We start from the raw sequence: 25,307 nt of genomic DNA on the forward strand, positions 1-25,307 counted from the left end.
GTTTCGACCTATTTGCCCATTCCGCTTCTTTCCGGCATACCGATGCACCCGGGCCATGCCGGCGGAGATATCACTCGTCAGCCGCCATCAGCTGCGCGTCGCCGAGATCCGCCGAGCTGACGCCGTTGCGCCCGTCGAACTTGGTGCGATACATCGCCTCGTTGGCCTGGCGCACCAGGTGCTCGAAGCGGGTGCCGGCATGCGCAACCGCGACGCCGATGCTGGCGGTGACCGGGATGTGCTGGTCGTCGATGCGCGCATGCGAATGGGCCAGGGCCCACCGCAGCCGCTCGGCCACTTCCACGCCCTGCTGCAGGGTGGCGCCGGGTAGGGCGAGCACGAATTCCTCGCCGCCGTAGCGGCTGGCCAGGTAGCCCGGCCAGCGGGTGATCTCGCGCAGGATGCCGCTGACGTGCCGCAGCACGGCATCGCCCGCGTCATGTCCCCAGCGGTCGTTGATCTGCTTGAAATAGTCCAGGTCGAAGATAATCAAGGCGAACGGCTGGCCCCGCTGCTGGCAGCGCTCCAGGCTGGCGCGTCCCTCGGCCACGATGGCGCTGCGGTTGAGCAGGCCGGTCAGGCCGTCGGTACGGGCGGCATGGCGCAGGTCCACCATGAGCCGCTCGGTGACCAGTTGCAGCAGGGCGAAATAGGAGGCCAGCCCGGTCAGGATGCCGATCAGGTAGGTCGCCTCCACCGGCAGGCCTGCCTGCATGATGCTCTGCCCATGGCCAGGATCGGCCGGCAGGAACACCCGCGCCAGGTAGAACAGTCCATTGAGCAGCATCACCCCGCCGGCGATGCGGCAGCTGGTGCGGATGTCCGGTTCGCCGTGGCGCAGCAGCAGGTAGGCGTAGACCAGGTAGAACGCCATGGCCTGCAGGCTGCCCATCAGCAGGCGGGTACCCAGGTTGGGCGTGACATAGGCGAACCAGAAGATGCCCAGGGCATAGGCCAGCACGAAGGCCAGCGGCCAGCGCCAGCGCCACGGCAGCCCGAGGTGGGCGGCGATGCCCTTCAGGTACAGCATGTTGGCGAACACCAGCAGGCCGTTGCCCATCACGATCGACAGGCCATCGGGGATACGGGTGCGCAGGCCGATCAGGCTGATGGCGAGCGTGCCGATCCAGATGCCGGTCACCCAGATGCGCAGCACGCGCTGGGTGTGCAGCACGATCATGAGCGACGTGAAACCGATCGAGGCGCTGATGCCCATCAGCAGGCTGACCAGGGTCAGGGTCGGTATGTCCAGATGCATGGCGCTCCCTTGTGCCGCTGCGCCCGGTGTGGCGGAACGCGCTGGGTCTAGGCCGAGGCTGGCGGATCGACGTTGTCGTCGCAGGTCAAGCGGGATATCGGACGAAACGTCAAAAACTTGAACTGGATCACATTGTGCCAGGATGGAAGGCCATCGGACATGCGCCACCGGGGGGAGGGCACAAAAAAAGAGGCCCCTTGCGGGGCCTCAAGTAAGACAAGGGTTAGCTAAAAGAGGAAACCATTACCAGGTGCGCACGTCGGCGATGCCGATGGTGTAGGACTGCATTTCCGGGTCGAAACGGAACAGGCGGCCGAGGTCGAAATCCACGGTCTGGCCGGGGCCGATGTTGGTGGTACCCGCCGGCCAGCCCTTCTTGCTCTGCAGCACCTTGCCCGAGCCGTCCTTCGCGTCGATCACGATCTGGGCGGCCGCGGGTTCGGCGCAGTGGTTCACCAACTGGCCGCTCAGGCTCAGGCGGGCGCCGGCGCCGGCGCCGGTAATCTTCATCTTGAAGTCCTGCACCGTGAAATCGTTGGCGGAGCAGGCGGCATGGGCCGCCAACGGGGCGAACAGCAGCAGGGTGGAGGCAATCAGGGTCTTCATGGGCGGGTTCCGTCGAAAAGGGGTCAATCAAAAGGCACGCCTGACTGACATCGGCAGATCCGCCCGGATCTTTAAGGTTTGGAGACGCTTTTTGTTCAGCTTCGCGACATCAGCTCGGTGTGCTCGATGAACCACAGCCCGGCGAACAGCTTCGGGTCGATGGAATAACCCTCGGCGGCCCGGGCGAACAGCCATTGGCCGGCTTCCCGGCGCGGCACCTCGTGCACCACGATGTTCTCGGTCTCGTCGCCGCCGCCCGGACCGACCTTCTCCAGCTCCCAGGCGCGCACGAAGGTAATCATCTCGGTGCTCATGCCCGAGGAGGACGGCCCCTCATGGACGTATTGCAGCCGCTTGCAGCGGTAGCCGGTTTCCTCCTCCAGCTCGCGGCCGGCGGCCAGCAGCGCGTCCTCGTCGCCATGCTCGTGCAGGTCGCCGACCAGGCCTGCCGGCATCTCGATGGTGTTCTTCAGGATCGACACGCGGTACTGCTCCACGAACAGCACCTTGTCCTCCGGCGTCACCGCCAGGATGATCACCGCCCCGCCGGGATTGTTGCGCTCGGCGAACTCCCAGCGCCCACGCTTGCGCAGACTCAGCCACTTGCCGACGTAGAGCGTTTCCACGGGGGCGTGGGCGTCGGGGGGGATCATTGCGTCGAGGTGGGGCATCGTGGTCGGCCATGGCGGTGGGAAGGGGGCATGGTGCCGCGCGGATGTGGCAGCCACAACCACGTCGTCCATGGCTGTGGGAGCGCACCCTGTGCGCGACGCCTTTCGCCTCAGTCCCCATTGCTCGTCATCCCGGCGCACCCCGCAAAAGGGGGCAAGGGCCGGGATCCAGATGCGTCGGTCTTCGATTGTCGCGCTATCGCCAGGGTGCCGCCTACGACCGAAGGAAGTCCCTGTGGGACGCGGCGGGCGTTTCGACGTCCTGCCAGCGACGCGAAGCTAGTCCCCGTGAGGGGGCCGCCAACCCAAAGAGAATGGCCTCACAGGCTGGCAGCACTGTGTTGAATACAAGCTCGGGAGACCGAGGCCAGCCCGATAAATGACGTGCTACCTCAAGCGGCGCCGCTATCCCGCGACGCGCCGTGGCGGAGAGGAAGCGTAGCACTGCGCGGCATACAAGCCTTATAGGCTTCGCAAGCCGAATCAGTTTTTCCTTCCGCTACACACCGCGGCTACCCCGCGGGGCGTCAGTGGACTGAGGACTTAAAGCGGCGCGCCTTACCCTTCCAACAACGCCTTCAACCGCGTCCTGGTCAGCGGTCCGAAGCGTAGCCGTCCGCATAGCGCATCCATCATGTCGGCATCGCCACGCAGGCGCCGCAGCGCATCGGCTTGCGCGGCGACCGGCGCATCGAGGGCGATGCGGGTGAGCCGGCGGTAGAGCCGCGCGTCTTCCGCGTGGATGCGCAGCTTCGCCGCACAGCTGGCGGCGCCGCGCAGGCGCAGGAAGGGCACTTCGTCGACGCGTTCGAGCAAGGCGTCCAGGCTGCCGAAGTGGGCCAGCAGGGCCGCCGCGGTCTTGGCGCCGATGCCGGGCACGCCGGGAATGTTGTCCACCGCGTCGCCGCACAGAGCCAGGAAGTCGGCCACCTGGTGCGGATGCACGCCCAGCCGCTCGTGCACGCCGCCCGGTCCCCAGCGCAGGTTGCGCGCGTAGTCCCATTGCTCGTCGTGCTCGCCCAGCAATTGCCCGAAATCCTTGTCGGCGGACACGATCACGCCGCGGAAGCCATGCCCGCGCAGGCTCCACAACGCGCTGCCGATCAGGTCGTCGGCTTCGTAGGTGTGGTCGATCAGCACCGGCAGGCCCAGGGCCTGGGCCACTTCGCGGCACAGCACGAACTGGCGTTCCAGGTCGGGCGGCGGCAGTTCGCGGTTGGCCTTGTAGGCGGGATAGATCGCGTTGCGGAACGAACTGGTCAGCGAGGCGTCGAAGGCCACCGCCAGGTGCTCCGGCCGGGTCCGTTCGAGCAGTTCGCACAGGAAGCGGGTGAAGCCGTGCACCGCGTTGACCGGATGGCCGTCCTCGTCGTGGAACTCGTCCGGCATCGAATGCCAGGCGCGGAACACGTACAGGCTGCCATCGACCAGATGGACGGCTGGACGGCTCACGGGGTCCATACGCGCAGCACCTCGTCGAGCGCGGGGCGCTCGCGGTCGGGCACGTCCACCTGCGGCGTGCCGATGTGCACGAAACCGACGACCTGCTCGTGTGCGGCCAGGCCCAGGATGCCGGCTGCCTCGCGGTCGTAGGCCGCCCAGCCGGTGAGCCACTGCGCGCCGTAGCCCAGCGCGTGGGCGCCCAGCAGCAGGTTGTAGGCCACGCAACCGGCGCTGAGCTGCTGCTCGATCGCCGGCACCTTGCTGTCCGGGTCCAGGTGTGCGATCACCGCGACCACCAGTGGCGCGAAGGCATAGCGCGTGCGCTCCTTCTCGCGCTTGGATTCGGGCAGGTCCGGATGCAGGCGCAGCGACAGCGCCGCCATGCGTTCGCCGAACGCCCGCTTCGCCTCGCCGCGCAGCAGGATCAGCCGGAACGGCACCAGCTTGCCGTGGTCCGGCACGCGGATGGCCGCGTGCAGCAGGGCCTTCAGCTCATCCCCGGCCGGCGCGGGCTCGCCCAACTGGCGGGAGGGGGCGGAGTGGCGTTGCAGCAGCAGGGACAGGGGATGGGGCATGGGGTGGTCCGGCAGGGCAAAGCCGCCATGCTAAACCCCGCCAGCGAGTGAAGCGAGCATGGCGCGGGGCATCGTTCCCGTGGCGCCCGGCTTCAGCTGGCGAGCCGGAACGAGCCGGGCAGCAGCGCCTGCACGGTGGTCTTCTGCACGGCGCCGGCGAGATTGCCCAGCCATACCGGCATGGCCTCGTCGCACAGCTCGGCCATGACCTGGCGGCAGGCCCCGCAGGGACTGATCGGCGCGGGCGTGTCGCCGATCACGGCGAGCGCGGCGAAGTCGCCGGGCCGGCAGCCGGCGGCCACGGCGGCGAACAGGGCGGTGCGTTCGGCGCAGTTGCACAGGCCGTAGGCGGCGTTCTCCACGTTGCAGCCGGTGAAATGCCGGCCGTCCTTGGTCACCAGGGCCGCACCGACCAGGAAACGGGAGTAGGGCGCATAGGCGCGTTCGCGCGCCTGGCGCGCCAAGTCCAGCAGGACATCGGAAACAACCACAGCAGTCATCGGGATCTCCATGGCGGGATCCCCATCGGCACGGCGGCCTCGCGGGACGCCAGGACCGGTGGCGGGCCAGTTAACTCCCTTGGCGTGGCCGCCGCAAGTGGCCGGTGGTTCGCGCGCTCGGGCATGGGCTAGGATGCACGGACCTTTCCGCAGGGGATGCACGATGCCGATCACCGTGGCTGCATTGCGTGAAACCGCCGCCGGCGAGCGCCGGGTCGCCATCACCCCTGAAGTGGCGCGGAAGCTGCGAGGCAAGGGACTGCGCGTGCTGCTGGAACGCGGCGCCGGCGCCTCGGCGGGCTTCCCTGACAACAGTTACGCGGATACCGAATTTGCCGATGCCGATGGCGTGCTCGCCCAGGCGGACCTGTTCACCTGCGTGCTGCCGCCCGACGATGCCGTATGGGGCCGGTTGCGCGAGGGGGCCACCGTGGTCGGCCAGCTTCGGCCCTATGGCGCGGCCGCGCGCATCGTGGCGATGGGCAAGCGCCGGCTGACCGCCTTCGCGCTGGAACTGTTGCCGCGCACTACCCGCGCCCAGGCCATGGACGTGCTCAGCTCGCAGGCGGCGGTAGCGGGTTACCGCGCCATGCTGATCGCGGCCGAGGCGGCGCCGAAGTTCTTCCCGATGCTCACCACGGCGGCGGGCACCATCCGTCCGTCGCGGGTGCTGGTGATCGGCGCGGGCGTGGCCGGTCTGCAGGCCGTCGCCACCGCGCGCCGGTTGGGCGCGCAGACCGAGGGCTACGACGTGCGCCCCGAGACCCGTGAGCAGGTGGAGTCGCTGGGCGCGAAGTTCCTCGATCTCGGCGTCAGCGCGGCCGGCAGCGGCGGCTATGCGCGCGAGCTGTCGGCGGAAGAGCGCGCGGCGCAGCAGCAGGCGCTGGCCGAGCACCTGAAGTCGGTCGACGTGATCGTCACCACCGCGGCGGTGCCGGGGCGTTCCTCGCCGACCATCCTCACCGCCGCCATGGTGGATGGCATGAGGCCCGGCGCGCTGATCGTCGACCTGGCCGCCGAGGGCGGCGGCAATTGCGAGCTGACCCGGCCGGGCCAGCGCGTGGAGCATGGCGGGGTGACCATCCTCGGCCCGCTCAACCTACCGGCGGGCGCGCCGCTGCATGCCTCGGAGATGTACGCGCGCAACGTATTCAACTTCATCGGGCTGCTGGTGCAGGGCGAGGCGCTCGCACCGGACTTCGACGACGAACTGGTGGCCAAGACCTGTGTGACCCGCCAGGGCGAGCCGCACTTCCAGGGCTGAGCGGCGGCTTGCCGCCAAGAAAAAGCCCCGCGACGGCGGGGCTCTTCCGATCAATGGTGCGGCGGCCCGCCGGGCGGCCCGTGCAGGCCCGGAAGAGGCCCGTGGAAGGGCGGCGCATCCGGTACTTCCTGGCGCCACTGCCGCAGCAGCTCCTGGCGCTGGTCCGGCGGCAACTGCTGGAAGTGCTGGAACGCGGCGTGCAGGCGCTCGCGCTCGGCCGGCGGCAGCTGCTGGAAGCGGCGGCTGTTCTCGCGGGCCTGCTCGCGCTGCTGCGGCGTCATCTTCTGCCACTGGTCGATGCGCTGGCGGATCTCCGCGCGCTGGTCGGGCGGCAGCGATTTCCATTCCTGCGCACGGTCGAGCATATGGGCCTGGCGATCCGGCGGCAGCGTGTCCCACTTGCTCGCCAGCGGCGCCAGGATGTCGCGTTCATCGGCGGACAGGCTCGACCAGGGGCGTGGCCCCGGCGGCATGCGCACGCCCGGCGGTCCCATGGGCGCCGCCCCCGGTGGCGGGGGCGGCGGTGCGTTCTGGGCGAGGGAGGTGGAGGTGATCCCGCTCAGCCCGAGAGCCAACAGCATCAGCACGCAAATACCGCATCGACGCATGGTCACCTGCTCGCCTGGCTTTCGCCGTTCCTGGCCAACCATCCGTAGAAATCCATGTTCTGGTAGAGCGCCGGGTCGGCCGCGGCGGCGTCCGGCGGCAGTTCGCTGTCGGCATCCAGCACCGGGGCCGGCACCAGGCTGGTGGGCGTGGCGCTGTTGGGGTTTTCCACCGGCGTGGACAGCATCAGAGCCGCGAAGGCGATCGCCGCGAACGCCCCCGCAGGCAGCAGCAGCCGCAACAGGCGCTGGGCCGGCGATCCGCCCTCGGTGCCGGCCAGGGCCGCGCGCCGTGCCGCGCGCAAGCGAGCGGCGGTGGCGGGATCGAGCTGACGCGCTGCCACGCGATACAGTTCGCGGGCGCGGCGTTCCAGGTGGTTGTCAGGCGCATTCATCGCCAGTCCTCCAGTTGGTCGCGCAGGCGTTGCAGCGCGCGCGACAGGTGTGTTTTCACGCTCCCTTCCGAACAGCCCATGGCCTGGGCGGTTTCCGCCACGTCCAGGCCTTCCAGCACGCGCAGCATGAAGGCCTCGCGCTGGCGCTGGGGCAGCAGTTTCACGGCCGCTGCCATGTCCGCGTACGACTGGGCGTCATGCAACCGCTCCAGTGGGCCCGGCGCGGTGTCGGCCGGTTCCCAGCTGGGCAGGTCCTCCCCGTCCTCGTCCCTTCCGCCCAGCCAGCCCACCATGATCGAGCGCACCTTGCGGCGGCGCTGCAGGTCCACGATGCGCCGGCGCAGGATGCCCCAGAACAGCGGCGTCCATTCCTGGGCGGGCTTGTCACTGTAGTGCTTGACCAGCCGCAGCATGGCGTCCTGCACCGCGTCCAGCGCATCCTCGCGGTGGCCGAGGTTCAGCTCGGCCATGCGAAAGGCACGCCGTTCGACCTGCGCCAGGAAGGCGTCCATCGACGCCGGCACTGCCCTGGCGCCATCGGCCAACAGCTCGGCATCGAGGGTGGAGAGGACGCTGCTCATGGCGTCGTCGCCGTCCGCTTCGCCGGATCGAGCATGCTGAGACTCCATCGGTACGTCTTCGTGCATCAACGTCCGAGGCTCGCGCGGGTTGACCCGCACCCGTATGATGCGGGGACAACGATGTCCTGGCGGGGAGGGGTCATGATTGACGGGTTCCTGGCGCTTTACATCTTCATGCTGGCCGCGTTCACGGGGTACGAGATCATCGCCCGGGTGCCGGTGATTCTCCACACGCCCCTGATGTCGGGCTCCAACTTCATCCACGGCATTGTGCTGGTTGGCGCCATGATAGCGCTAGGGCACGCCCAGACCCCGTTCGAGCTGGCCATCGGCTTCCTGGGCGTACTCCTGGGTGCCGGCAACGCCGCCGGAGGTTACGTGGTGACCGAGCGCATGCTGGAGATGTTCAAGGCCAGCAAGCCCGCCGCCGGCAAGGAGCCGCGCTGATGGCCTGGCTCCCGGTGGTGATCAAGGCCTGCTATTTCCTCGCTGCCCTGCTGTTCATCCTCGGCCTCAAGCACATGAGCTCGCCGCGCAGCGCGCGCGGCGGCATCGTATGGGCGGGTTTCGGCATGCTGGTGGCGGTGGTCGCCACCTTCGCCCTGCCGGACATGCATCACCTCGGACTGATCCTGGCCGCCGTGCTGATCGGCGTGGCGGCGGCCTGGTGGTCGGGCCGCCGGGTGGCGATGACGGCCATGCCGCAGATGGTGGCCCTCTACAACGGCATGGGCGGCGGCGCGGCCGCGGCGATCGGCGCCGCCGAGCTGGCCGGCTACGCCGGCAATGCGATCACCTTGCTCGATGGCGGGCAGTTCACCGCCAGTGGCGCGGCCAGCCCGGGCACTGCCCAGCTGGCGCTGGCCGTCCTGGGCGCGCTGATCGGCTCGGTAAGCTTCTCCGGCTCGCTGATCGCCTTCGCCAAGCTGCAGGGATGGCTGGACAAGCGCTTCACCTTTCCCGGCCAGCGCGTGGTCAACCTGCTGGTGCTGGCGGCGGCGGTGGTGCTGGGGGCGATGATCGCCGGCGGCCAGCTGAGCATGCCGCTGATCGCGGCGTTCTTCGTGCTGGCGCTGTTGTTCGGCCTGATGATGACCCTGCCCATCGGCGGTGCCGACATGCCGGTGGTGATCTCGCTCTACAACGCCTTCACCGGCCTGGCCGTGGCGTTCGAGGGCTTCGTGCTGCAGAACGAGGCGATGATTATCGCCGGCACCGTGGTCGGTGCGGCCGGCACCCTGCTGACCCAGCTGATGGCCAAGGCGATGAACCGATCGATCGGCAACGTGCTGTTCGGCAGCTTCGGCGCGGCGGGCGGCGCGGCGGGCCAGGCCATCGGCGGCAGCCAGAAGCCGATCGAGGCCAGCGACGCGGCGGTGATGATGGCCTATGCCGAGCGCGTGGTGATCGTGCCGGGCTACGGCATGGCCGTGGCGCAGGCGCAGCACAAGGTGTGGGAGTTCGCCAAGCTGCTGATCGAGCGCGGGGTGAAGGTGAGGTTCGCCATCCATCCGGTGGCGGGGCGCATGCCGGGCCATATGAACGTGCTGCTGGCCGAGGCGGGCGTGCCCTACGACCTGATCGCGGACATGGACGACATCAATCCCGAATTCCCCAACACCGACGTGGTCCTGGTGATCGGCGCCAACGACGTGGTCAACCCCCTGGCCAAGACCGATCCGTCCTCGCCGATCTATGGCATGCCCATCCTCGACGTGGCCGCCGCCCGGCAGGTGATCGTCATCAAGCGCGGCAAGGGCACCGGCTTCGCCGGCATCGAGAACGCGCTGTTCTATGCCGACAACGCACGCATGCTGTATGGCGACGGCCAGGCGGCCGCGGGCCAACTGGTGGCGGAACTGAAGGCGCTGGACGGCTGAGCCGCGCTCAGGCGGCCGGGCCGTTGCGATCGAGGCGGCCCGCGGTCAGGGCCGCCAGCCCGATGCCGATGGCGTACCAGGCGCTGTCCGCCGGGGCATTGCCCAGCCTCGCCAGTTGCAGCAGCAGCGCGACGCCGGCGGTATGCAGCGCATCGACCAGGCCTAGTCCCATCAGCCCGGCGATGCGCGCGGCCGCGGTCAGCATGCTCATGTAGAGCGCCGCCGTCAGCGCGGCCAGAGCCGCCAGCAGCGCGGCGCCCGTCCCCGCCGGGCGCACCCAGTGGCGGACGGCCTTGCCCAGCAGCCAGCCGGCCGGCAGCGCCAGCCAGGGCAGCGGGCGCTGCAGGTAGAGCATGGGCACCATCCATACCGCGCCGGCCGCCAGGCCGAGCATGGCGGTGCTGAATAGGGCGAAGAGCCAGGAGAAAGCGGCCCGTGCGTTCATGCGCGGGCAGGATGGGGCTGGGCGGGCACGATTCTTCTCTGGCGTAAAAACCCCCATGATAGCGCGCCGCCCGGGTCGGCCGCCCCTTGAGATTCCCCGGCGTTGGCCTGACCTACGGGGCATGCCCCGCCATCTGGCGGCATAATGGATAGCTTGGCGCGACACCTTGCCGCGCCCATCGATGAGATTCGGCATGAGCGGTTTCAGTCTTAGCAGCGAGCCCTTCACCCTGGAGCGCGATTGCCAGGCGGTCATGGTGCCGCAGGGCGAGGTGGTGAGCCTGCCGGCGGGGCAGATCGGCTACATCACCCAGGCGCTGGGCGGCAGCTTCACCGTCTATGTGGAGGGCAACCTGTTCCGCATCGCCGGCAACGACGCCGATGCCCTGGGCAAGGAGACGCCGCCGCCGATCGAGCTGCCGGCCGATGCCACCGATGCCGATGTCGAGGCCCTGGTGTGGCAACAGCTGCGCACCGTGTTCGATCCGGAGATCCCGATCAACGTGGTGGAGCTGGGGCTGGTCTACGACGTCTCGCTCGAACAGCTGGCGCCCGGCCAGCGCAAGGTGTACGTGAAGATGACGCTCACCGCGCCGGGCTGCGGCATGGGCGACATCCTGGTGGACGATGCGCGCACCAAGCTGGAGCTGATCCCCACCGTGGCCGAGGCGGACGTGGACCTGGTGTTCGATCCGCCGTGGAACCACTCGATGATGTCCGACGCGGCCAAGCTCGAAACCGGCATGCTGTGAGAGTGTCCCTCAGAGGGATGAGCCAGAGCGCGCGCACTGGCTCCCTCCCCTGCGCGCAGGGGAGGGCTGGGGAGGGGGCTCTTATGGCCGCACCAGGCTGACCAACATCAAATAGCTGGGTCCCGGGCGATGCCAGACTGCCTTGCGCAGCCTGACCGTTACCTGGAGCGTGCATGTTTCCCGAGTTCCGCGATCTGATCACCGAGCTGAAAGGCCGCGATCCGCATTTTTCCCGCCTGTTCCACCGGCACAACGAGCTGGACCAGGAAATCAAGAACATGGAGTCGGGCGTGGTGCCTGCCGCCCCGCTGGCCATCGAGCAGCTCAAGAAGGAAAAGCTGCTGCTGAAGGACCAGCTCTACACCATCCTGCGCCGCGTCTCGGCCTCCTGAACCCTGCGCCTGTCCGCATCGCCGCGCCATAACCGGGGCGGCCTTCCCCTGTCCATCGTCCCAAGGGGTGACAAACCATGTCGTCGACCACCATTCCGCCGTCCGTTCCAGCCACGTCAACCGTCGACGATCCCGCGCTCGCCAGCGAACGCCGGGCGGTCAACGACGCCATTGCGTCCGCGCAGTCGCTGATGGCCGACGGCATGCAGGACATCCTGGAACAGGCCGCGGAACAGGAAGAGGAGGCGGGGGCGGACACGCTGTTCGACAGCGTGAAAACCATCATGGACGGGCTCTCGCCCGACGATGCCTCGCGCCTGCGCAGCCTGCTGCTGGAAGGCGACCCGCACCTGCGCAGCGGAGGCTCCCGCCATCCTGACGACGAACTCTCGCCCGGCTGGCGCAAGGGCGAGTACCCGTACCGCCACAAGATGTCGCGCCGCAACTACGAGAAGCAGAAATACCGCCTGCAGGTAGAACTGCTGAAGCTGCAGGCCTGGGTACGCGAGACCGGCCAGCGCGTGGTGGTCCTGTTCGAGGGGCGTGACGCGGCGGGCAAGGGCGGCACCATCAAGCGTTTCATGGAGCACCTCAACCCGCGCGGCGCGCGGGTGGTGGCGCTGGAGAAGCCGTCCGAATCCGAGCGCGGGCAGTGGTACTTCCAGCGCTACATCCAGCACCTGCCCACGCGCGGCGAGATCGTGATGTTCGACCGCAGCTGGTACAACCGCGCGGGCGTGGAGCGCGTGATGGGCTTCTGCACGGACGCCGAGTACGATGACTTCATGCGGCAGGTGCCCGAGTTCGAGCGCCACCTGGTCAGCAGTGGCATCCACCTGTTCAAGTTCTGGTTCTCGGTGAGCCGCGCCGAGCAGCGCCGCCGTTTCGAGGAACGCAAGCTGCACCCGCTCAAGCAGTGGAAGCTCAGCCCGGTGGATCTGGCCTCGCTGGACAAGTGGGAGGCCTACACCAAGGCCAAGGAGGCGATGTTCGCGCATACGGATACCGCCGATGCGCCGTGGATCGTGATCCGTTCCGACTGCAAGAAGCGCGCGCGGCTCGCCGCCATGCGCCATGTGCTCAGCCGGATGCCATACGACAACCGCGACGCCAAGGTGGTGGGGCTGCCCGATCCGCTGATCGTGGGACGCGCGCTGTTCGGTTGATGACCGGTCCCTGAAAACCGAGGGCCCCGCTGGCAAGGCGGGGCCTTCGTGGTTTTCGGAGGGGGGCGTTCAGCCGCCCGCTTCCTCGAAGCGGTTGGCCTCGCGGTTCTTGCGCACCTTGGCCGGGTCCCATACGCGGCCGTTCATGGTGATGTACACGCCATCGGGCAGGGTCTGCACGGCGGCCACGGCGCAACCGACGTTGAATACCGCATCCGAGCCCTGGAAGCGTGCCGGGTTCAGCGCGCCGGTGAGCACGATCACCTTGCCCTTGAGGCTGGCCAGTTCGCGCGCGGTCTCGACCATGGTGTCGGTGCCGTGCGTCACCAGCACGTGGCGGTGCGGCTGTGCCTCGATGGTGGAGCGCACCAGGGCGCGGTCCTCGTCGGTCATGTGCAGGCTGTCCTTGCGCAGGATCGGGATCACGTCGAACTGGAAGGCCACGCCGAGCTGGCTGAGGATCTCGCCGATCTGCGGCGAACCGATCTTGTAGTCCGACTTGTCGTCGAAATAGATCTTGTCGATGGTGCCGCCGGTGGTGACGATGGTCAGGTGCTGCATGGTCGAGGGCCGCAAGGTGGGGAGGCGCGCATTTTAGCCGGTGGTGCCGCCCCGTGCTCAGTGCGGACCCAGCAGCAGCGCGGTGTCGGTCGCATCGGTCACGCCCAGGCGCGACAGCCCATGCCCCACGAAGCGCCGCAGTGCCGCGCCGGCGCGGGCGTGGCCGTGCGGCGCGGCCCAGCTGTCGTGGCGCGCCAGCAGTGCCGCCGCCGCGCAGCGCGCCAGGGTCAAGGCAAGGCCGCGCGCGCCGGCTTCCAGCGCGTCGCGCTGCTTCGCCCCAGCTTCGAGAAAGGCTGCCGCTTCCTGCAGGGCGGCGTGGATGCGTTGGCGCGCGTGGGCATCGATGCTGTCGGCCAGCCAGCCGTCGATGGCAGTGTGCAGCGCGGCGAACGAATCGCCGGCCAGCGCGCGCAGGCTGTCCAGCGACAGCACGTTGGTGGTGCCTTCCCAGATCGCATACACCTGCGCATCGCGCAGCAACTGGGGCAGGCCGGTGTCCTCGATATAGCCGGCGCCGCCGAAGCATTCCAGCGCCTCCGAGCACAACCGGATCGCCAGCTTGCCGGTCCATAGCTTGGCCAGCGGCGTGAGCAGGCGCAGCAGGGCGGCCTCGTGCGGCTGCGCGGCGCCGTGCTCGACGCGGCCGAGCAGGTGCGCCACTTCGAAAGTCAGCGCGAAGGCGCCCTCGAACTCGGCTTGTATGTCGGCCAGGGTCTGCGCGTGCAGCGGTTGTTCGATAAGCGGTTTGCCGAAGGCCTGGCGTCGTGTCGCGTAATCGCGCGCCAGCGCGATGGCGCGCGCCATGCTGGCGGTGGCGCCCACCGCGTTCCAGGTGCGGGTGATGTTGAGCATCGGCGCCACCTGGCGCACGCCGTTGGCCAGCTCGCCCAGCGGCCAGGCGGGCAGGCCGTCAAGGTGGATCTCGGCGGTGGGCAGCTCGTGCGTGCCCAGCTTGTCCTTCAGGCGGTCGATGACCAGTTCCGGCCGGCGGCGCCCACCATCCATGGTTTCCACGTAGAACAGGGCCAGCGCGCCCGGACCGTGGCCGGCGCCCTCGGGCCGCGCCAGGGCCAGCGCCATCTCGCCCACCACGGCCGAGCTGAACCACTTGCGCCCATGGAGCCGCCACTGCCCGTCGGCATTCTGGCGCGCCACCGTCTCGGTGTTGCCCACGTCGGAGCCGCCGGTGTTCTCGGTCATCCATTGGCCGCTGAGCCAGAAGGTGGCCGGGTCGCGGCTGAGCAGCCGGGGCAGGGCGCGTTGCAGCAGCGCCTGGTTGCCCGAGGCCTTCAGCGCCGTCGCCGCGCCATCGGTCATCGCCAGCGGGCAGGTGTAGAACTCGCTGGCCACGTGATAGAGGTAGGCGCGGGCGAATTCCTCCAGCCGCGCGTGCTCGCTGGCCTCATGGCCGGCGGCCAGCACGGCGTGGCGGGTGGTGATGCGTGGGCCTTCCTGCCAGGCCTCGGTCAGCTCGATGCGGTCCACGCGATTGCCCCAGGCGTCCCACTGGGTCAGCACCGGTTTGCGCCGCGTGCTGCGGCCGACCCGCTGCCAGGCCATCACCGCGTAGTCGCCGAGCGCCTGCAGGTCGGCGTCCAGCGCGCCGCGCCGCGCGGGTGGCAGCGCGCGGTCGAGCATGGCGCGCAGCAGGTGGTCCTCGCGGTACGGGTGGGCGAGCTGCGGCGGATCTTGCACGAATCCCATGGTCGGCTCCCGACAGGTCAATACGCCCGAGTATAGTCGCCAGCCCTTCGAGCCTGTTCACGATCTCCGTGTGACCCGTGCTGAGATCGTGAACAGGCTTTTAGCCCGGCTGGATGGCGCCGAACTCGACCAGATCTTCCTGTTTGCCGTTGATGTAAAGGCGTAGCCCGCGATGCGGGTAGTCGCACACGTCCTGCTCCAGGCGCTGGCCGACCACCAGCAGGACCAGCGGCTCGTCGCTGCTGTTGCTCAGCACATGGGCCGGGCCGCCGCGCGCGAAGCCGAGGAAGTCGCCGGGTCCTACCGCATGGGCCCGCTCGTCGATGAGCGCGGTGCCGTGGCCGGACAGCACGTAGACGCATTCCTCTTCGTACAGGTGGCGGTGGTATTCGCTCGAGTCGTGTCCCGGCGCCAGCTCGATGCGGTGGAAGCCCAGTGCGGTGAGCCCGGTGGTATCACCCAGCGACTTGCGCTGGCGCACCGCCAAGGGGTTGAGTGCATGCACCTTGACGGTGGCTTGCATCGCCGCGATGTCGGCGGCCTTCAGCAGTTCGCGTGGCTTGGTCACGGGCGTCTCCGGCGTGGCTTGGCGGGCGTGTCGCGTCCATCCTACTGTGCCGCGCCGATGGCGGCCTCAATGCACGACGTTGAGCGCGATGGCTGGCGTGACCGAGGTGGGCGTGCGGCGCGTCGAGGGAATCACCCGCACGCCGAGCAGCACGCCGAGGTTGGACGACCAGTTGTATTCGATGGCGGGCGCGATCCCGACGTTGCTGGTGGGGCCGGCGCCCAGCGGCGCGGCGGGAGGAAAAGGATCGCCGGGCGCAGCCACTTCCTGCCCGCCGACGCGCGTGCCGGTGGTGTGGCTGTAGGTGAGGTCCAGCGCCAGCACCCAGCGCCGGGTCAGGCTGTACTCGGCCGCGACGTTGGCGAACTGGTTGTCGCCCGGCCGGGCATGGCCGCGAAAGGCGGCGTCGGTGCCGTACACGCTCACGCCCTCGACGCCGGCACGGGTGGAGAAGGAGGCCGATACGTTGAAGCGTAGGCGCAGCAGGCGGCCGTTCGGCAGCCACAGGTAGGTCTGCGTGTCGATGCCCAGCGTGGTGGTGTAGGCGCCGCTGCCCAGGCCGTCGGCGGGGCGATGGCCGAGCCGGTCGTACCTGCCGGTGGGAAAGGTCTGTTGCAGCAGCAGGGACACGGTCGGCGCCCAGTAGCCTTCCTGGAACTCGTGCAGGCGGTACTGCGCCTGCACGGTCCAGTCGCCTAGCTGGGCGCCGTTGCTGTTCGGGCCGCCGCTGACGCGGTTGTAGCCGAACACCGGGATCACCCCGACGGTGAAGCGGTCGGCCAGCCCATAGTTGAGATAGGTACGCGAGCCGAAGCCGTCCACGCCGGGCGAGCGGACGTCGTAGAGATACGGCTCGAACAGCCAGTGGCTTGGCGGCAGGGTCTCGGCCGAATTGGCCAGCATAGGGCCGGTCCACCAGGCGTCCTCGCGGCTTTCGGGCGCGGCCACCGATGCTTCCTGCGAGCAGGCCGGGACCGGGGCCGCCATCGCGAATACCAGGGCGAACCCACCCAGGCCGGCGAGGCGCCGGGCCAAGGGCAGGAGCGGGAAGGAAGATGGCGCCGCTTGCTTCATGGCGCGCAAGCTAGGCTGGGAAGTGGTTGCCTGGAATAACCACTTCCTGTCGACTGGATATGACCACTTGGAGCCGCCCGCCATGCGTCGCCTGCCCGCCAGCTACCTGCCGCCGATCGCGCTGGACCCGAGCGGCTCCACGCCGCTCTACCAGCAGCTTTCCGAGTGGCTTCGCCAGGCCATCCTCGATGGCCGCCTGCGCCCCGGGCAGCGGGTGCCTTCCACCCGGAGCCTGGCTGGTGAACTGGGCATCTCGCGCATTCCGGCGCTGGGCGCCTACGAGCAGTTGCAGGCGGAAGGCTACCTGGAGACCTTCCGGGGCGCCGGCACCTGCGTTGCCCGCGCCCTTCCCGACGACCTGGCGCGGCCGCTCAGGCCACGGTGCCTGCCGCCATCCGTGTCGGTGGACAAGGCGACGGCCTCGCGTCGCGTATCCCAGCGCGTCGCGGGGATGCGCCCGCCCGCGCAGACCTGGCTCGACAGCCTCGGCGCGTTCCGCGTGGGCATGCCCGCGCTGGACCATTTCCCGGCCGCGCTGTGGTCGCGCCTGGTCGGCCGGCATGCGCGCCAGTTGCCCATCGAGGGGATGATCTATGACGACCCGATGGGCTACCTGCCGCTGCGCGAGGCCGTCGCCGGCTACCTGGGCACGATGCGGGGCGTGCGCTGCGACGCCTCGCAGGTGCTGATCACCACCGGCTCGCAGCAGGGCTTGCAGATCTGCGCCCACGTACTGCTCGATGCCGGCGAGCGGATCTGGATGGAGGAGCCGGGCTATCCGGGCGCGCACCAGGCCTTCGCCACCGCCGGCGTCCGCATGGCGCCGGTGCCGGTGGACGAGGAAGGCCTCGACGTGGCGCGGGGCGAGGCGCTCGCGGTGGATGCGCGGGCGGCCTATATCTCGCCCTCGCACCAGTTTCCCCTGGGCACCACCCTGAGCGCCGCGCGGCGCATGCAACTGCTCGACTGGGCGGCGCGCCGCCATGCCTGGATCATCGAGGACGACTACGACAGCGAATACCGCTTCGGCAGCCGCCCGCTGGCGTCGCTGCAGGGCAGCGACCGCCATGACCGGGTGATCTACCTGGGTACCTTCAGCAAGGTGATGTTTCCCGCGCTGCGGCTGGGCTGCCTGGTGGTGCCGAAGGACCTGGTGGCGGATTTCCGCGCCGGCCGCGACGCCATCGATACCTTCACCGCCACGCTGTACCAGCGTGCGCTGGAGGAATTCATCCGCGAAGGCCATTTCGCCCGGCACATCCGCGCCATGCGCACGCTCTATCGGCAGCGCCGCCAGGCCGTGCTGGCGGGCCTGCGCGACCACCTGGGCGATCGCTTCCAGGTAATCGGCGCCGATGCCGGCATGCAGCTGGCCGGCCTGCTGCCGCCGGGCGTGGACGACGTGGAGGTATCGCGCGAGGCCGCGCGGCGCGGCGTGTCGGTGCGTCCGCTGTCGCCCTGCTACCTGGGCGAGTCCGCGCGGAGCGGGTTGATCCTGGGTTACGGCGGGGCGTCGCTGGAGGCCATCCGCGAAGGAGTGCGCCAGCTCGCCCGTTGCTTCTGAACCTGGGGAGGGACACCACCGGGTGCCCTCCCGCAGCGCTTCCTACGGCGCGGACTTGGCGGATGGGGCCGCGTCGGCCTTGGCCGGGGCGTTCTTCACGTAGCGGTCGAACCAGGTGAGCATCTCGTACACCTCCTGCTCGTTCGACTCCATCGCGGTGTACCAATGCGGCTCGTGCGGCAGCATCACCAGGCGGGTGGTGCCGCCGAGGCCGCGGATGGCCTGGAACAGCTTCTGCGACTGGATCGGCTCGGTGCCCGGGTTGGCGTCGTCCATGCCATGCATGATCAGCAGCGGGGCCTTGACCTTGTCGGCATGGAAGAAGGTGGACGCCTGCTCGTACACCGACGGCGCCTCCCACAGCGAGCGCCGCTCGTTCTGGAAGCCGAACGGGGTGAGCGTCTTGTTGTAGCTGCCGCTGGTGGCCACGCCGGCGCGGAACAGGCCGGTATGGGCCAGCAGGTTGGCGGTCATCAGCGCGCCGTGGCTATGGCCGGTGACGCCGATGCGGTTGCGGTCCACCACGCCCATGTCCACCGCCTTGTCGACCGCGGCCTGCGCGTCCATCACCAACTGGTCGATATAGGTGTCGTAGGCGGTGCGCGGATCGCCCACGATGGGGAACGAGGCGTTGTCGATGATCGCGTAGCCCGACAGCAGCAACAGGCGGTAGCCGCGCAGCACGTCGAATTTCTGCTGCGAGCCGCTGATCTGGCCGGCCTGGCTGGGGTCGGCGAAGTCCTGCGGATAGGCATACAGCACCGCCGGCAGGCGTGTGCCCGGCTTGTAGCCCGGCGGCGTATAGAGCGTGAAGGACAGTTCCACACCATCCTTGCGCTTATAGGTCACCAACTGCTTACCGATGCCGCGCACCTGCGGCGTCGGGTCGGCGATGTGCGTGATCGCCGCCGGGGTGGAGGCGAATGCCGCCTCGCCGTCCGCGGCGTTGGCGACCGGCTGGCCCAGCGTGTAGAGGAACAGGTTGGGCGGCTCGACCGGCGACTGGCGCGCGGTGATGAAACGTTCGCCGCCCGGCAGTACCGCCAGCGGCCGTTCGTAGCTATCGGCGCTGCTGCGGAACAGGCGTTCGGTGCGGCCGCTGGCGAGGTTGTAGCGATCCAGGAACGGACGGTCGCCCTTGGGCGTGCCGCCCGGTCCGGCCAGGTACACGTTGTCGCCGTCCTGGCGCACCACGGCGGCGCCGTTGGGCAGCACCTGCATCAGCAGCGAGCCGGGATTGCGGTAGACCTCGTTGAGCGAGTAGTCCCAGATCGTGCGCGCCGGCTTGCCGGGATGGGCCACGTCGATGCGCGTGACGTGGATCCACTGGCGGTTGGCGTCGAACTCATACACGAACGGCTCGTCGCCCTGGGCCAGCCAGCGCATGCCGCTGAAGCGTTGCGCGGTGCGGGCGATCTCCCTGGGCTTGCCGGTGAACGGCGCGCTCCACAGCATTACCTTGTCGCGCTGGGGCACGTTGACCTTCCAGTTGCCCTGGTCCAGCGCCTCCGGCCAGATCAGCGTGGCCGGCGCATTGGCGCGCCACTCCAGCTCACGCGGTCCCACCGGCACGCCGTGCACCGGCACGCGGTCGGCCACCGGCAACGTGGCGATGGGTGTGGACTGCCCGCTGCGCACGTCCAGCACGCTGACGTCGCGCGCGAAGCGCTCGTAGGTGGTCACGTAGGAATAGGGCCGCTTGAGCGTCTCCACCAGTACGTGCTCGCCATCGGGCGCGCCGGCCACGCCGGCCAGCACGCCGGGCTTGCCGACGGCATGGGTCTGCCCGCTGGCGGCGTCGACCACGGCCAGCTGCGCCGTGCCGTAATAGTCGAACAGCGCCTCGTCCTCCGGGCTGGCGAGCGTGTCGCGCGCCTCGTAGGTGCTGCTCTCGCCCTTACCCTGGATGGACTCCTTGATTTCCGGGCCGGCTTCGACCCCCGCCTTGGGCGCCGCGCCGAGGTTGGCCGGCACCAGCTTGACCAGCAGCGAATCGCTGCCGTGCAGCCACTGCACGGCATCCTTCATCACCGGGTTGAGCGATGCGCCCTCGACGCGGTGCACCGCGCCGGTGAGGGCGTCGCCCAGCCACAGCTCGGTACGCTCGCCGGTGGTGTTGGTGAAGGCGAACCGATGGCCGTCCGGCGACCACAGCGGCACGCTCGGGCAGGCATCGGCCGGCAGCATCACCGGGACCTGCTGGTGGCTGGCGACGTCTTCCAGCGTGAAGCTCTTCAGGCAGGCGCGGATGCCGTAGCCATTGGAGGCGTCATGACGACTGTGGTTGCGCGGCTCGATGCGCAGGCCGGCCAGCTTCACGTACGGCTCGGCCACGCGTTCGATCGACGGGTATTGGGACTGCTCGACCAGCAGCATGCGCTGGCGGGTGGGGTCGAGCATCGGGATGGCCGGCAGCGGCGCGTGCATCACGCCGAGCAGGGGTTCCGGCGGCTTGTCGTAGGCGGCCTGGAGGGCCAGCGGCAGCAGCAGGGTCAGGCATCCGGCAAAGAAGGGCGCCCGCCGGCGAACGGTGGCAAGAAGCATCGTGCATTCTCCCTGGGTGATCGTCCCGAGATAGCACAGCCGCCACCATCGGCATCCCTGCTGGAAGTCATGGCATACGGGATTTTCCGAAATGCCGGACGCAAGCTGCACGCCCGCACTTACTCCCTCTCCTGCGTGCAGGGGAGGGGTACTTGGCTACGCAGTGACCTAGAACGGGGCCTTTACGCCGCCGATTTGTGGCGCACGCCCCAGCCGAGCGTGCCGATCAGGGCCAGGGTGAAGGCTATCTCCAGCCAGGCCAGCCAGCGCTCGTCGGGCGCGCTCCAGGCCTCGGACACGCCATGGCAGAAGTAGAACAGGCTGAGGATGCCCACCCACAACAAGGCGCGGCGCACGTTGCGCAGGGCCAGCAGCGGCAGCAACAGCGGGATCACCGTAATGGCCAGCACCAACGGCGCCGGCAACTGCTGCGCAGGGAACAGCCAGCCATGCCATGCCAGCTGCAGCAGGGCCAGCGCCGCCCAGGCGGCCAGGCCGACGCGGTAGGGGGCGGCGAGCGGCGCGCTCATGCGCCGCCGCCCAGCCGGCGCGCCACGTCGGCGAGGCGGCGGCCCAGCGCGCGCGCCAGTTCGCGTTCGTGCTCGGTGATGGCGTGGTCGCCCCTGGGGCCGGCCACGTGGCTGGCTCCGTACGGCGTGCCGCCGCTCTGCGTGGCGCCGAGCGCGGGCTCGGTGTATGGCAGGCCCACGATCAGCATGCCGTGGTGGAGCAGCGGCAGCGCCATCGTGAGCAGGGTCGATTCCTGGCCGCCATGCATGGTGCTGGTGGCGGTGAACACGGCGGCGGGCTTGCCGGCCAGCGTGCCGCTGGCCCATTCGGCGCCAGTGCCGTCGAGGAAGTATTTCAGCGGCGCGGCCATGTTGCCGAAGCGCGTGGGGCTGCCCAGGGCCAGGCCGGCGCACTCGGCGAGATCCTCGCGGGTGGCGTAGGGCGCGCCGTCCTCCGGCTCGGGCGGCTGCGCCACTTCGGTCACCGGCGCCACCGGTGGCACCTGGCGCAGGCGGGCGCGCATGCCGGGCACTTCCTCCACGCCGCGCGCGATAAGGCGCGCGAGCTGGGCGGTGTGGCCGGTACGGCTGTAGTAGAGCACCAGGATGTCTTGGCTCATGGTTTGGGCCGCAGGGAGTTGATCGGTTAGTGTACCGGTCGATCAAGCCCATGTTGGCGGCCTGTTCACGTCGTGCCCATGCGGCATGGGGCATGCAGGAGCCGACTCGTGCACAAGGAAATCCCCATGGCCTTGCGTTTCGACCGCGATCGCCTGCGCAGCTTCAGCCGCTTCGTGTGGCGGCGCTTCATCGACGACAAGTGCTTCGAGACGGCCGGCGCGCTGTCCTACACCACGCTGGTGTCGCTGGTGCCGCTGATCGTCGCCTCGCTGGCGATCTTCGCCGCGTTCCCGGCCTTCGCCGAGGCGCGCACCACGCTGATCGAGTTCGTCTTCAGCAACTTCGTGCCGGCGGCGGGCGAGCGCGTGCAGGAATACCTCAACGGCTTCGCCGACAACGCCAGCAAGCTCACCGGCATCAGCGTGCTGGTGATGTTCTTCAGCGCACTGTCGATGATGGTAAGCATCGAGGACCGCCTCAACCGCATCTGGCGCGTGCAGCGCCAGCGAAGCTGGGGCTCGCGCCTGCTGCTGTACTGGGCGGCGCTGACGCTTGGGCCGGTGCTGGTGGTCGGCGGGCTCGCGGTGGCCTCCTACGCCACCGCGCTGCCCCTGCTCAACGAGGCCGCCGGCACGCTGGGCCTGGGCCAGCGGCTGGTGGGTGTGCTGCCTTTCATCGTGACCTTCTTCACGCTCGGCCTGATCTACATGCTGGTGCCCAACCGCCGGGTGCGCTGGCAGGAGGCGGCCATCGGCGCGCTGCTGGGCTCGGTGCTGTTCGAAATCGCGCGCTGGGGATTTTCGCGCTTTATCCATCACGCGCACACTTACCAGCAGGTGTACGGCGCGGCGCTGGCGGCGATCCCGATCTTCCTGCTGTGGATCTATCTCTCCTGGGTGATCGTGATCCTGTCCGCCTCGGTGGCCGCCTCGGTGTCGGCGTTCGAGTACGAGCCATCCGACGAGCACCTGCCCGAGGAGGCGGCCTTCCTGGGCCTGCTGGTGGTGCTGGGGCGTTTCATCGAGGCGCACCGGCAGGGACGCGAATTGCGACCGGAGGCCGTGCGCGACAGCGAGCCGAAGTTGCGCCGTGCCGCTATCGCCGGTTATTTCGACGACCTGGAGCGCGCGGGGGTGATTCGCCGCCAGGAAGGCGGCGGCTGGCTGCTGGGCCGCAGCCTGGACAGCATCGACCTGTGGCGAGTGTATGCTCATTGCGCGTACCGGGTGCCGCTGCGGCCCGCGCAGGAAGCGGCCGAATACGGCTTGCGCCTGCCGGCCGAGCTGGTGGCGCTGCTGGACGGCGTGGCCGGGTCGCTCGATGAGGCGCTGCACACCCGTCTCGACCAGATCTATCCGCCGGCGATGCCGGCAACGCATCCATCCGAGGAACTTCGTCCATGACTATGCTGAAGCCGCTTGCCGCCCTGGGGCTGGTGCTGGCCCTTGCCGGTACGGCGCAGGCCGCGATGCCCGAGCAGCCTTCCATCAAGGTGACCACGCTCGACGGCAAGCCCTACGATCTGGCCACGCAGCGCGGCAAGTGGGTGATCGTCAACTACTGGGCCACCTGGTGCGTGCCCTGCATCAAGGAGATGCCTGACATCTCCAGGTTCGTCAGCGCGCACCAGGACAAGGTGAGCGCCATCGGCCTGGCCTACGACGACAGCGACAAGGCCGATATCCAGGCATTTCTGGCCAAGCACCCGGTGAGCTATCCGGTGGCCCAGGTCACCATGGACAAGCCGCTGAAGGATTTCGACGAGCCACGCGGCCTGCCTACCACCTGGCTGATCGGCCCGGACGGCAAGGTGGCCAAGCGCTTCGTGGGCACGGTCAACGACGTCTCGCTCGGCCAAGCCACCGGCCTGGGCAAATAGCCGTGGCCACGCTGCGCTTCCTGGTCAGCGGGCGGGTGCAGGGCGTGTTCTACCGCGCGAGCGCCCGCGAGCAAGCGCTCGCGCTGGGCCTGGACGGCCATGCCAGGAACCTGCCGGACGGCCGCGTGGAAGTGCTGGCCAGCGGCTCGTCGATGGCGCTGGAGGCACTGGAGCGTTGGCTGTGGCAGGGACCGCCGGCGGCCCAGGTGGAACGGGTGGTTCGCGAGGCGAGGGATACGCCGGCGGCGCCCGGTTTCCATACGGGCTAGGTTCCCTCCCTGTGGGAGCGCACCCTGTGCGCGACCGCCTTTCGCCTCCTCGAGCCTGTCGAATCCGCTGCTTGTCGTTCGTCGAAGGGATGAGCCAATCGCTTCCATCGGAGCATGCCATGCCATCCCGCTTCCAGCGCATCACGCCTTTCCTCTGGTTCGACCGCCAGGCCGAGGAGGCCGTGGCGTTCTACGTCTCGGTGTTCGAGCACTCGCGCATCCTCGCCACCACACGCTTCACCGCGTCCAGCGCGGCCGCTTCCGGGCAGCCAGAGGGCTCGGTGATGACCATCGATTTCGAACTGGACGGCCAGCGGTTCGCCGCGCTCAACGGCGGCCCGCAGTTCCGCTTCAACGAGGCGGTGTCGCTGGTGGTGAATTGCCGCTCGCAGGAGGAAATCGACTACTACTGGGACCGGCTGGGGACGGGCGGCGACGAACGGGCGCGGCAATGCGGATGGCTGAAGGACCGTTACGGCCTGTCCTGGCAGGTAGTGCCGGAGGAACTGACCGGACTGCTCACCGATGGCGATGCCGGCAAGGCGGCGCGGGTGGTCGACGCCATCATGCGCATGCAGAAGCTGGATCTTGCCGAGCTGCGCCGCGCGGCGGCGGGATAAAGCGTTTAGCCGCTGTTGCCATCCCCGAAGGTGTCGGGCACCCATAGCGCCTTGCGGGTGACATGCTCGGTCTTGGGCTTGCCCTTGAGCTTGGGCAGCTTCGGTTCGGGAATCGTTTCGTCGTGCCGCGGCACCTGTTCCAGCATGTGCCGGATCAGGTTGATGCGGCCGCGCTTCTGGTCGTTGAAGTCCACCACGAACCAGGGCGCATGAGGGCGATGGGTGCGTTCGATCATCACGTCGCGCAGGTGGCCGATCTCGGTGTACTTGCCGCGCGAGGCCAGGTCGTTCGGCGACAGCTTCCAGCGCTTGAGCGGATTGGTGGCGCGCTCGGCGAAGCGTTTCTCCTGCTCGTCCTGGTCCACCGCCAGCCAGTACTTGAGCAGGATGATGCCGTCGTCCGCCAGCAGCCGCTCGAAGACCGGCGCCTCGGCCATGAAGGTCTTGTACTGCGCCTTGGTGCAGAACCCCATGGCTGGCTCGACCACCGCGCGGTTGTACCAGCTGCGGTCGAACAGCACGAGTTCGCCGGCGCTGGGCAGGTGCGCCACGTAACGCTGGAAATACCATTGGGTGGATTCGGTCTCGCTGGGCTTGGGCAGCGAGGCGATGCGGTAGCCGCGGGTGTCCATCGCTTCGGTGATGGCCTTGATGGTGCCGCCCTTGCCGGCGGTGTCGCGCCCCTCGAAGATCACCACCATCCGATGGCCGCTGCGCTTGAGCCATTGGTTCAGCCCGGCCAGCTCGATCTGCAGCGCCTCCATCGTGCGCCGGTAGGACTTGCCTTTCTTGGCCATGCGGAGCGTCTCCTTGGTTCGACCCGGAAGACATTGTGCATGCAGTGCGGGAGAAACGGGTGAAG

Annotated in this window: 29 protein-coding genes; 11 read left to right on the plus strand and 18 right to left on the minus strand. The window is 68.9% G+C overall.

The annotated features are described in order from the left end of the window. Positions 1 to 70: 70 nt before the first annotated feature. The 6 genes from MJ605_RS02785 to MJ605_RS02810 form a co-directional block, all read right to left on the minus strand. Positions 71 to 1,258, minus strand: a complete 1,188-nt coding sequence (locus tag MJ605_RS02785; protein WP_243039343.1) for a GGDEF domain-containing protein — start codon at positions 1,256 to 1,258, stop codon at positions 71 to 73. A 243-nt stretch (positions 1,259 to 1,501) separates the two neighbouring features. After that, positions 1,502 to 1,864, minus strand: a complete 363-nt coding sequence (locus tag MJ605_RS02790; RefSeq protein WP_243039344.1) for a hypothetical protein — start codon at positions 1,862 to 1,864, stop codon at positions 1,502 to 1,504. Between the two features lie 95 nt (positions 1,865 to 1,959). Then, entirely contained in the window at positions 1,960 to 2,535 is a 576-nt protein-coding gene (locus MJ605_RS02795; RefSeq protein ID WP_243039345.1) for an NUDIX hydrolase, read from the minus strand. Between the two features lie 558 nt (positions 2,536 to 3,093). After that, positions 3,094 to 3,996 carry a 5'-3' exonuclease gene (locus MJ605_RS02800; RefSeq protein WP_243039347.1) on the minus strand — a complete coding sequence of 301 codons (903 nt, stop codon included), beginning with the start codon at positions 3,994 to 3,996 and terminating at the stop codon, positions 3,094 to 3,096. Then, on the minus strand, positions 3,984 to 4,553 hold the full coding sequence (locus tag MJ605_RS02805; RefSeq protein ID WP_243039349.1) for a nitroreductase family protein: 570 nt from the start codon (positions 4,551 to 4,553) through the stop codon (positions 3,984 to 3,986). Before MJ605_RS02805 ends, MJ605_RS02800 begins: the two co-directional genes overlap by 13 nt. Positions 4,554 to 4,645: 92 nt before the next feature. Then, complete coding sequence (locus tag MJ605_RS02810; protein ID WP_243039351.1) at positions 4,646 to 5,053, minus strand: cytidine deaminase; 408 nt, start codon at positions 5,051 to 5,053, stop codon at positions 4,646 to 4,648. A 163-nt stretch (positions 5,054 to 5,216) separates the two neighbouring features. Here MJ605_RS02810 and MJ605_RS02815 point away from each other — a divergent pair, with 163 nt between their 5' ends. Beyond that, complete coding sequence (locus MJ605_RS02815) at positions 5,217 to 6,317, plus strand: NAD(P) transhydrogenase subunit alpha (RefSeq protein WP_243039354.1); 1,101 nt, start codon at positions 5,217 to 5,219, stop codon at positions 6,315 to 6,317. A 50-nt stretch (positions 6,318 to 6,367) separates the two neighbouring features. Here MJ605_RS02815 and MJ605_RS02820 read toward each other — a convergent pair whose 3' ends face one another. The 3 genes from MJ605_RS02820 to MJ605_RS02830 are packed head-to-tail and all read right to left on the minus strand — an operon-like array spanning position 6,368 to position 7,898. Then, the gene (locus MJ605_RS02820; protein ID WP_243039355.1) at positions 6,368 to 6,925 is read right to left on the minus strand and encodes a DUF3106 domain-containing protein; all 558 of its coding nucleotides are present in this window, start codon (positions 6,923 to 6,925) and stop codon (positions 6,368 to 6,370) included. 2 nt (positions 6,926 to 6,927) lie between these two features. Then, on the minus strand, positions 6,928 to 7,317 hold the full coding sequence (locus MJ605_RS02825; protein WP_243039356.1) for a hypothetical protein: 390 nt from the start codon (positions 7,315 to 7,317) through the stop codon (positions 6,928 to 6,930). Beyond that, positions 7,314 to 7,898, minus strand: coding sequence for an RNA polymerase sigma factor (locus MJ605_RS02830; RefSeq protein ID WP_243039359.1), 585 nt, complete (start codon positions 7,896 to 7,898; stop codon positions 7,314 to 7,316). Before MJ605_RS02830 ends, MJ605_RS02825 begins: the two co-directional genes overlap by 4 nt. 141 nt (positions 7,899 to 8,039) lie before the next feature. Between MJ605_RS02830 and MJ605_RS02835 the strand changes: the two genes are divergently transcribed. Both MJ605_RS02835 and MJ605_RS02840 read left to right on the plus strand, forming a co-directional pair. Beyond that, positions 8,040 to 8,345, plus strand: coding sequence for an NAD(P) transhydrogenase subunit alpha part 2 (locus MJ605_RS02835; RefSeq protein WP_243039360.1), 306 nt, complete (start codon positions 8,040 to 8,042; stop codon positions 8,343 to 8,345). Next, complete coding sequence (locus MJ605_RS02840) at positions 8,345 to 9,778, plus strand: NAD(P)(+) transhydrogenase (Re/Si-specific) subunit beta (RefSeq protein WP_243039361.1); 1,434 nt, start codon at positions 8,345 to 8,347, stop codon at positions 9,776 to 9,778. The genes MJ605_RS02835 and MJ605_RS02840 overlap by 1 nt, the downstream gene beginning before the upstream one ends. Positions 9,779 to 9,785: 7 nt before the next feature. Here MJ605_RS02840 and MJ605_RS02845 read toward each other — a convergent pair whose 3' ends face one another. Next, positions 9,786 to 10,223 carry a hypothetical protein gene (locus tag MJ605_RS02845; RefSeq protein WP_243039363.1) on the minus strand — a complete coding sequence of 146 codons (438 nt, stop codon included), beginning with the start codon at positions 10,221 to 10,223 and terminating at the stop codon, positions 9,786 to 9,788. Positions 10,224 to 10,416: 193 nt separating this feature from the next. On the opposite strand from MJ605_RS02845, the gene sufT reads away from it, so the two are divergent. From sufT to ppk2 (MJ605_RS02860), 3 genes are all read left to right on the plus strand, one after another. Next, positions 10,417 to 10,974, plus strand: coding sequence for a putative Fe-S cluster assembly protein SufT (gene sufT / locus MJ605_RS02850; protein WP_243039365.1), 558 nt, complete (start codon positions 10,417 to 10,419; stop codon positions 10,972 to 10,974). Between the two features lie 173 nt (positions 10,975 to 11,147). Then, positions 11,148 to 11,366, plus strand: coding sequence for an HP1242/YdcH family protein (locus tag MJ605_RS02855; protein WP_243039366.1), 219 nt, complete (start codon positions 11,148 to 11,150; stop codon positions 11,364 to 11,366). A gap of 77 nt (positions 11,367 to 11,443) precedes the next feature. Then, positions 11,444 to 12,532, plus strand: a complete 1,089-nt coding sequence (gene ppk2, locus MJ605_RS02860; protein WP_243039367.1) for a polyphosphate kinase 2 — start codon at positions 11,444 to 11,446, stop codon at positions 12,530 to 12,532. 69 nt (positions 12,533 to 12,601) lie between these two features. Here the strand turns inward: ppk2 (MJ605_RS02860) and MJ605_RS02865 are convergent, their stop codons facing one another. From MJ605_RS02865 to MJ605_RS02880, 4 genes are all read right to left on the minus strand, one after another. Then, positions 12,602 to 13,093, minus strand: a complete 492-nt coding sequence (locus MJ605_RS02865) for an asparaginase domain-containing protein (RefSeq protein ID WP_243039368.1) — start codon at positions 13,091 to 13,093, stop codon at positions 12,602 to 12,604. 57 nt (positions 13,094 to 13,150) lie between these two features. After that, complete coding sequence (locus tag MJ605_RS02870) at positions 13,151 to 14,797, minus strand: acyl-CoA dehydrogenase family protein (protein ID WP_243039370.1); 1,647 nt, start codon at positions 14,795 to 14,797, stop codon at positions 13,151 to 13,153. A 100-nt stretch (positions 14,798 to 14,897) separates the two neighbouring features. Further along, positions 14,898 to 15,365: a cupin domain-containing protein gene (locus MJ605_RS02875; protein WP_243039372.1), complete on the minus strand. Its 468-nt coding sequence runs from the start codon at positions 15,363 to 15,365 to the stop codon at positions 14,898 to 14,900. A 66-nt stretch (positions 15,366 to 15,431) separates the two neighbouring features. Next, on the minus strand, positions 15,432 to 16,352 hold the full coding sequence (locus MJ605_RS02880; protein WP_243039373.1) for a transporter: 921 nt from the start codon (positions 16,350 to 16,352) through the stop codon (positions 15,432 to 15,434). Positions 16,353 to 16,521: 169 nt separating this feature from the next. Between MJ605_RS02880 and pdxR the strand changes: the two genes are divergently transcribed. Further along, positions 16,522 to 18,003: a MocR-like pyridoxine biosynthesis transcription factor PdxR gene (pdxR, locus tag MJ605_RS02885; RefSeq protein ID WP_243039374.1), complete on the plus strand. Its 1,482-nt coding sequence runs from the start codon at positions 16,522 to 16,524 to the stop codon at positions 18,001 to 18,003. A 42-nt stretch (positions 18,004 to 18,045) separates the two neighbouring features. On the opposite strand, the gene MJ605_RS02890 is transcribed toward pdxR, so the two are convergent. From MJ605_RS02890 to wrbA, 3 genes are all read right to left on the minus strand, one after another. Further along, positions 18,046 to 20,547, minus strand: a complete 2,502-nt coding sequence (locus MJ605_RS02890) for a S9 family peptidase (RefSeq protein ID WP_243039378.1) — start codon at positions 20,545 to 20,547, stop codon at positions 18,046 to 18,048. 182 nt (positions 20,548 to 20,729) lie between these two features. Next, positions 20,730 to 21,077 carry a DUF2069 domain-containing protein gene (locus MJ605_RS02895; RefSeq protein ID WP_243039379.1) on the minus strand — a complete coding sequence of 116 codons (348 nt, stop codon included), beginning with the start codon at positions 21,075 to 21,077 and terminating at the stop codon, positions 20,730 to 20,732. Further along, complete coding sequence (gene wrbA, locus MJ605_RS02900; protein ID WP_243039381.1) at positions 21,074 to 21,676, minus strand: NAD(P)H:quinone oxidoreductase; 603 nt, start codon at positions 21,674 to 21,676, stop codon at positions 21,074 to 21,076. Before wrbA ends, MJ605_RS02895 begins: the two co-directional genes overlap by 4 nt. A 126-nt stretch (positions 21,677 to 21,802) precedes the next feature. Here wrbA and MJ605_RS02905 point away from each other — a divergent pair, with 126 nt between their 5' ends. The 4 genes from MJ605_RS02905 to MJ605_RS02920 all read left to right on the plus strand — a co-directional run bounded on the left by MJ605_RS02905 (position 21,803) and on the right by MJ605_RS02920 (position 24,445). Beyond that, positions 21,803 to 23,080: a YihY family inner membrane protein gene (locus MJ605_RS02905; protein WP_243039383.1), complete on the plus strand. Its 1,278-nt coding sequence runs from the start codon at positions 21,803 to 21,805 to the stop codon at positions 23,078 to 23,080. Beyond that, entirely contained in the window at positions 23,077 to 23,556 is a 480-nt protein-coding gene (locus MJ605_RS02910; RefSeq protein ID WP_243039387.1) for a TlpA family protein disulfide reductase, read from the plus strand. Before MJ605_RS02905 ends, MJ605_RS02910 begins: the two co-directional genes overlap by 4 nt. A 2-nt stretch (positions 23,557 to 23,558) precedes the next feature. Continuing rightward, on the plus strand, positions 23,559 to 23,825 hold the full coding sequence (locus tag MJ605_RS02915; protein WP_243039388.1) for an acylphosphatase: 267 nt from the start codon (positions 23,559 to 23,561) through the stop codon (positions 23,823 to 23,825). Between the two features lie 119 nt (positions 23,826 to 23,944). After that, positions 23,945 to 24,445, plus strand: coding sequence for a VOC family protein (locus tag MJ605_RS02920; RefSeq protein ID WP_243039389.1), 501 nt, complete (start codon positions 23,945 to 23,947; stop codon positions 24,443 to 24,445). Positions 24,446 to 24,450: 5 nt separating this feature from the next. On the opposite strand, the gene ppk2 (MJ605_RS02925) is transcribed toward MJ605_RS02920, so the two are convergent. Continuing rightward, positions 24,451 to 25,242, minus strand: a complete 792-nt coding sequence (gene ppk2, locus MJ605_RS02925; RefSeq protein ID WP_243039390.1) for a polyphosphate kinase 2 — start codon at positions 25,240 to 25,242, stop codon at positions 24,451 to 24,453. Positions 25,243 to 25,307 lie beyond the last annotated feature (65 nt).

Origin of the sequence: Dyella sedimenti (genome assembly GCF_022760995.1) — a bacterium.
Classification (GTDB): domain Bacteria; phylum Pseudomonadota; class Gammaproteobacteria; order Xanthomonadales; family Rhodanobacteraceae; genus Dyella; species Dyella sedimenti.

Bases quoted from the DNA above. Each gene is read 5' to 3' on its own strand.
- MJ605_RS02820 (WP_243039355.1), bottom strand. From the start codon at position 6,925: ATGCGTCGATGCGGTATTTGCGTGCTGATGCTGTTGGCTCTCGGGCTG.
- MJ605_RS02865 (WP_243039368.1), bottom strand. From the start codon at position 13,093: ATGCAGCACCTGACCATCGTCACCACCGGCGGCACCATCGACAAGATC.
- ppk2 (WP_243039390.1), bottom strand. From the start codon at position 25,242: ATGGCCAAGAAAGGCAAGTCCTACCGGCGCACGATGGAGGCGCTGCAG.
- MJ605_RS02910 (WP_243039387.1), top strand. From the start codon at position 23,077: ATGACTATGCTGAAGCCGCTTGCCGCCCTGGGGCTGGTGCTGGCCCTT.
- MJ605_RS02830 (WP_243039359.1), bottom strand. From the start codon at position 7,898: ATGAGCAGCGTCCTCTCCACCCTCGATGCCGAGCTGTTGGCCGATGGC.
- MJ605_RS02905 (WP_243039383.1), top strand. From the start codon at position 21,803: ATGGCCTTGCGTTTCGACCGCGATCGCCTGCGCAGCTTCAGCCGCTTC.
- ppk2 (WP_243039367.1), top strand. From the start codon at position 11,444: ATGTCGTCGACCACCATTCCGCCGTCCGTTCCAGCCACGTCAACCGTC.
- sufT (WP_243039365.1), top strand. From the start codon at position 10,417: ATGAGCGGTTTCAGTCTTAGCAGCGAGCCCTTCACCCTGGAGCGCGAT.
- pdxR (WP_243039374.1), top strand. From the start codon at position 16,522: ATGCGTCGCCTGCCCGCCAGCTACCTGCCGCCGATCGCGCTGGACCCG.
- MJ605_RS02870 (WP_243039370.1), bottom strand. From the start codon at position 14,797: ATGGGATTCGTGCAAGATCCGCCGCAGCTCGCCCACCCGTACCGCGAG.
- MJ605_RS02800 (WP_243039347.1), bottom strand. From the start codon at position 3,996: ATGGACCCCGTGAGCCGTCCAGCCGTCCATCTGGTCGATGGCAGCCTG.
- MJ605_RS02895 (WP_243039379.1), bottom strand. From the start codon at position 21,077: ATGAGCGCGCCGCTCGCCGCCCCCTACCGCGTCGGCCTGGCCGCCTGG.
- MJ605_RS02920 (WP_243039389.1), top strand. From the start codon at position 23,945: ATGCCATCCCGCTTCCAGCGCATCACGCCTTTCCTCTGGTTCGACCGC.
- MJ605_RS02790 (WP_243039344.1), bottom strand. From the start codon at position 1,864: ATGAAGACCCTGATTGCCTCCACCCTGCTGCTGTTCGCCCCGTTGGCG.
- wrbA (WP_243039381.1), bottom strand. From the start codon at position 21,676: ATGAGCCAAGACATCCTGGTGCTCTACTACAGCCGTACCGGCCACACC.
- MJ605_RS02785 (WP_243039343.1), bottom strand. From the start codon at position 1,258: ATGCATCTGGACATACCGACCCTGACCCTGGTCAGCCTGCTGATGGGC.
- MJ605_RS02835 (WP_243039360.1), top strand. From the start codon at position 8,040: ATGATTGACGGGTTCCTGGCGCTTTACATCTTCATGCTGGCCGCGTTC.
- MJ605_RS02825 (WP_243039356.1), bottom strand. From the start codon at position 7,317: ATGAATGCGCCTGACAACCACCTGGAACGCCGCGCCCGCGAACTGTAT.
- MJ605_RS02805 (WP_243039349.1), bottom strand. From the start codon at position 4,553: ATGCCCCATCCCCTGTCCCTGCTGCTGCAACGCCACTCCGCCCCCTCC.
- MJ605_RS02795 (WP_243039345.1), bottom strand. From the start codon at position 2,535: ATGCCCCACCTCGACGCAATGATCCCCCCCGACGCCCACGCCCCCGTG.
- MJ605_RS02890 (WP_243039378.1), bottom strand. From the start codon at position 20,547: ATGCTTCTTGCCACCGTTCGCCGGCGGGCGCCCTTCTTTGCCGGATGC.
- MJ605_RS02880 (WP_243039373.1), bottom strand. From the start codon at position 16,352: ATGGCGGCCCCGGTCCCGGCCTGCTCGCAGGAAGCATCGGTGGCCGCG.
- MJ605_RS02815 (WP_243039354.1), top strand. From the start codon at position 5,217: ATGCCGATCACCGTGGCTGCATTGCGTGAAACCGCCGCCGGCGAGCGC.
- MJ605_RS02810 (WP_243039351.1), bottom strand. From the start codon at position 5,053: ATGACTGCTGTGGTTGTTTCCGATGTCCTGCTGGACTTGGCGCGCCAG.
- MJ605_RS02840 (WP_243039361.1), top strand. From the start codon at position 8,345: ATGGCCTGGCTCCCGGTGGTGATCAAGGCCTGCTATTTCCTCGCTGCC.
- MJ605_RS02855 (WP_243039366.1), top strand. From the start codon at position 11,148: ATGTTTCCCGAGTTCCGCGATCTGATCACCGAGCTGAAAGGCCGCGAT.
- MJ605_RS02845 (WP_243039363.1), bottom strand. From the start codon at position 10,223: ATGAACGCACGGGCCGCTTTCTCCTGGCTCTTCGCCCTATTCAGCACC.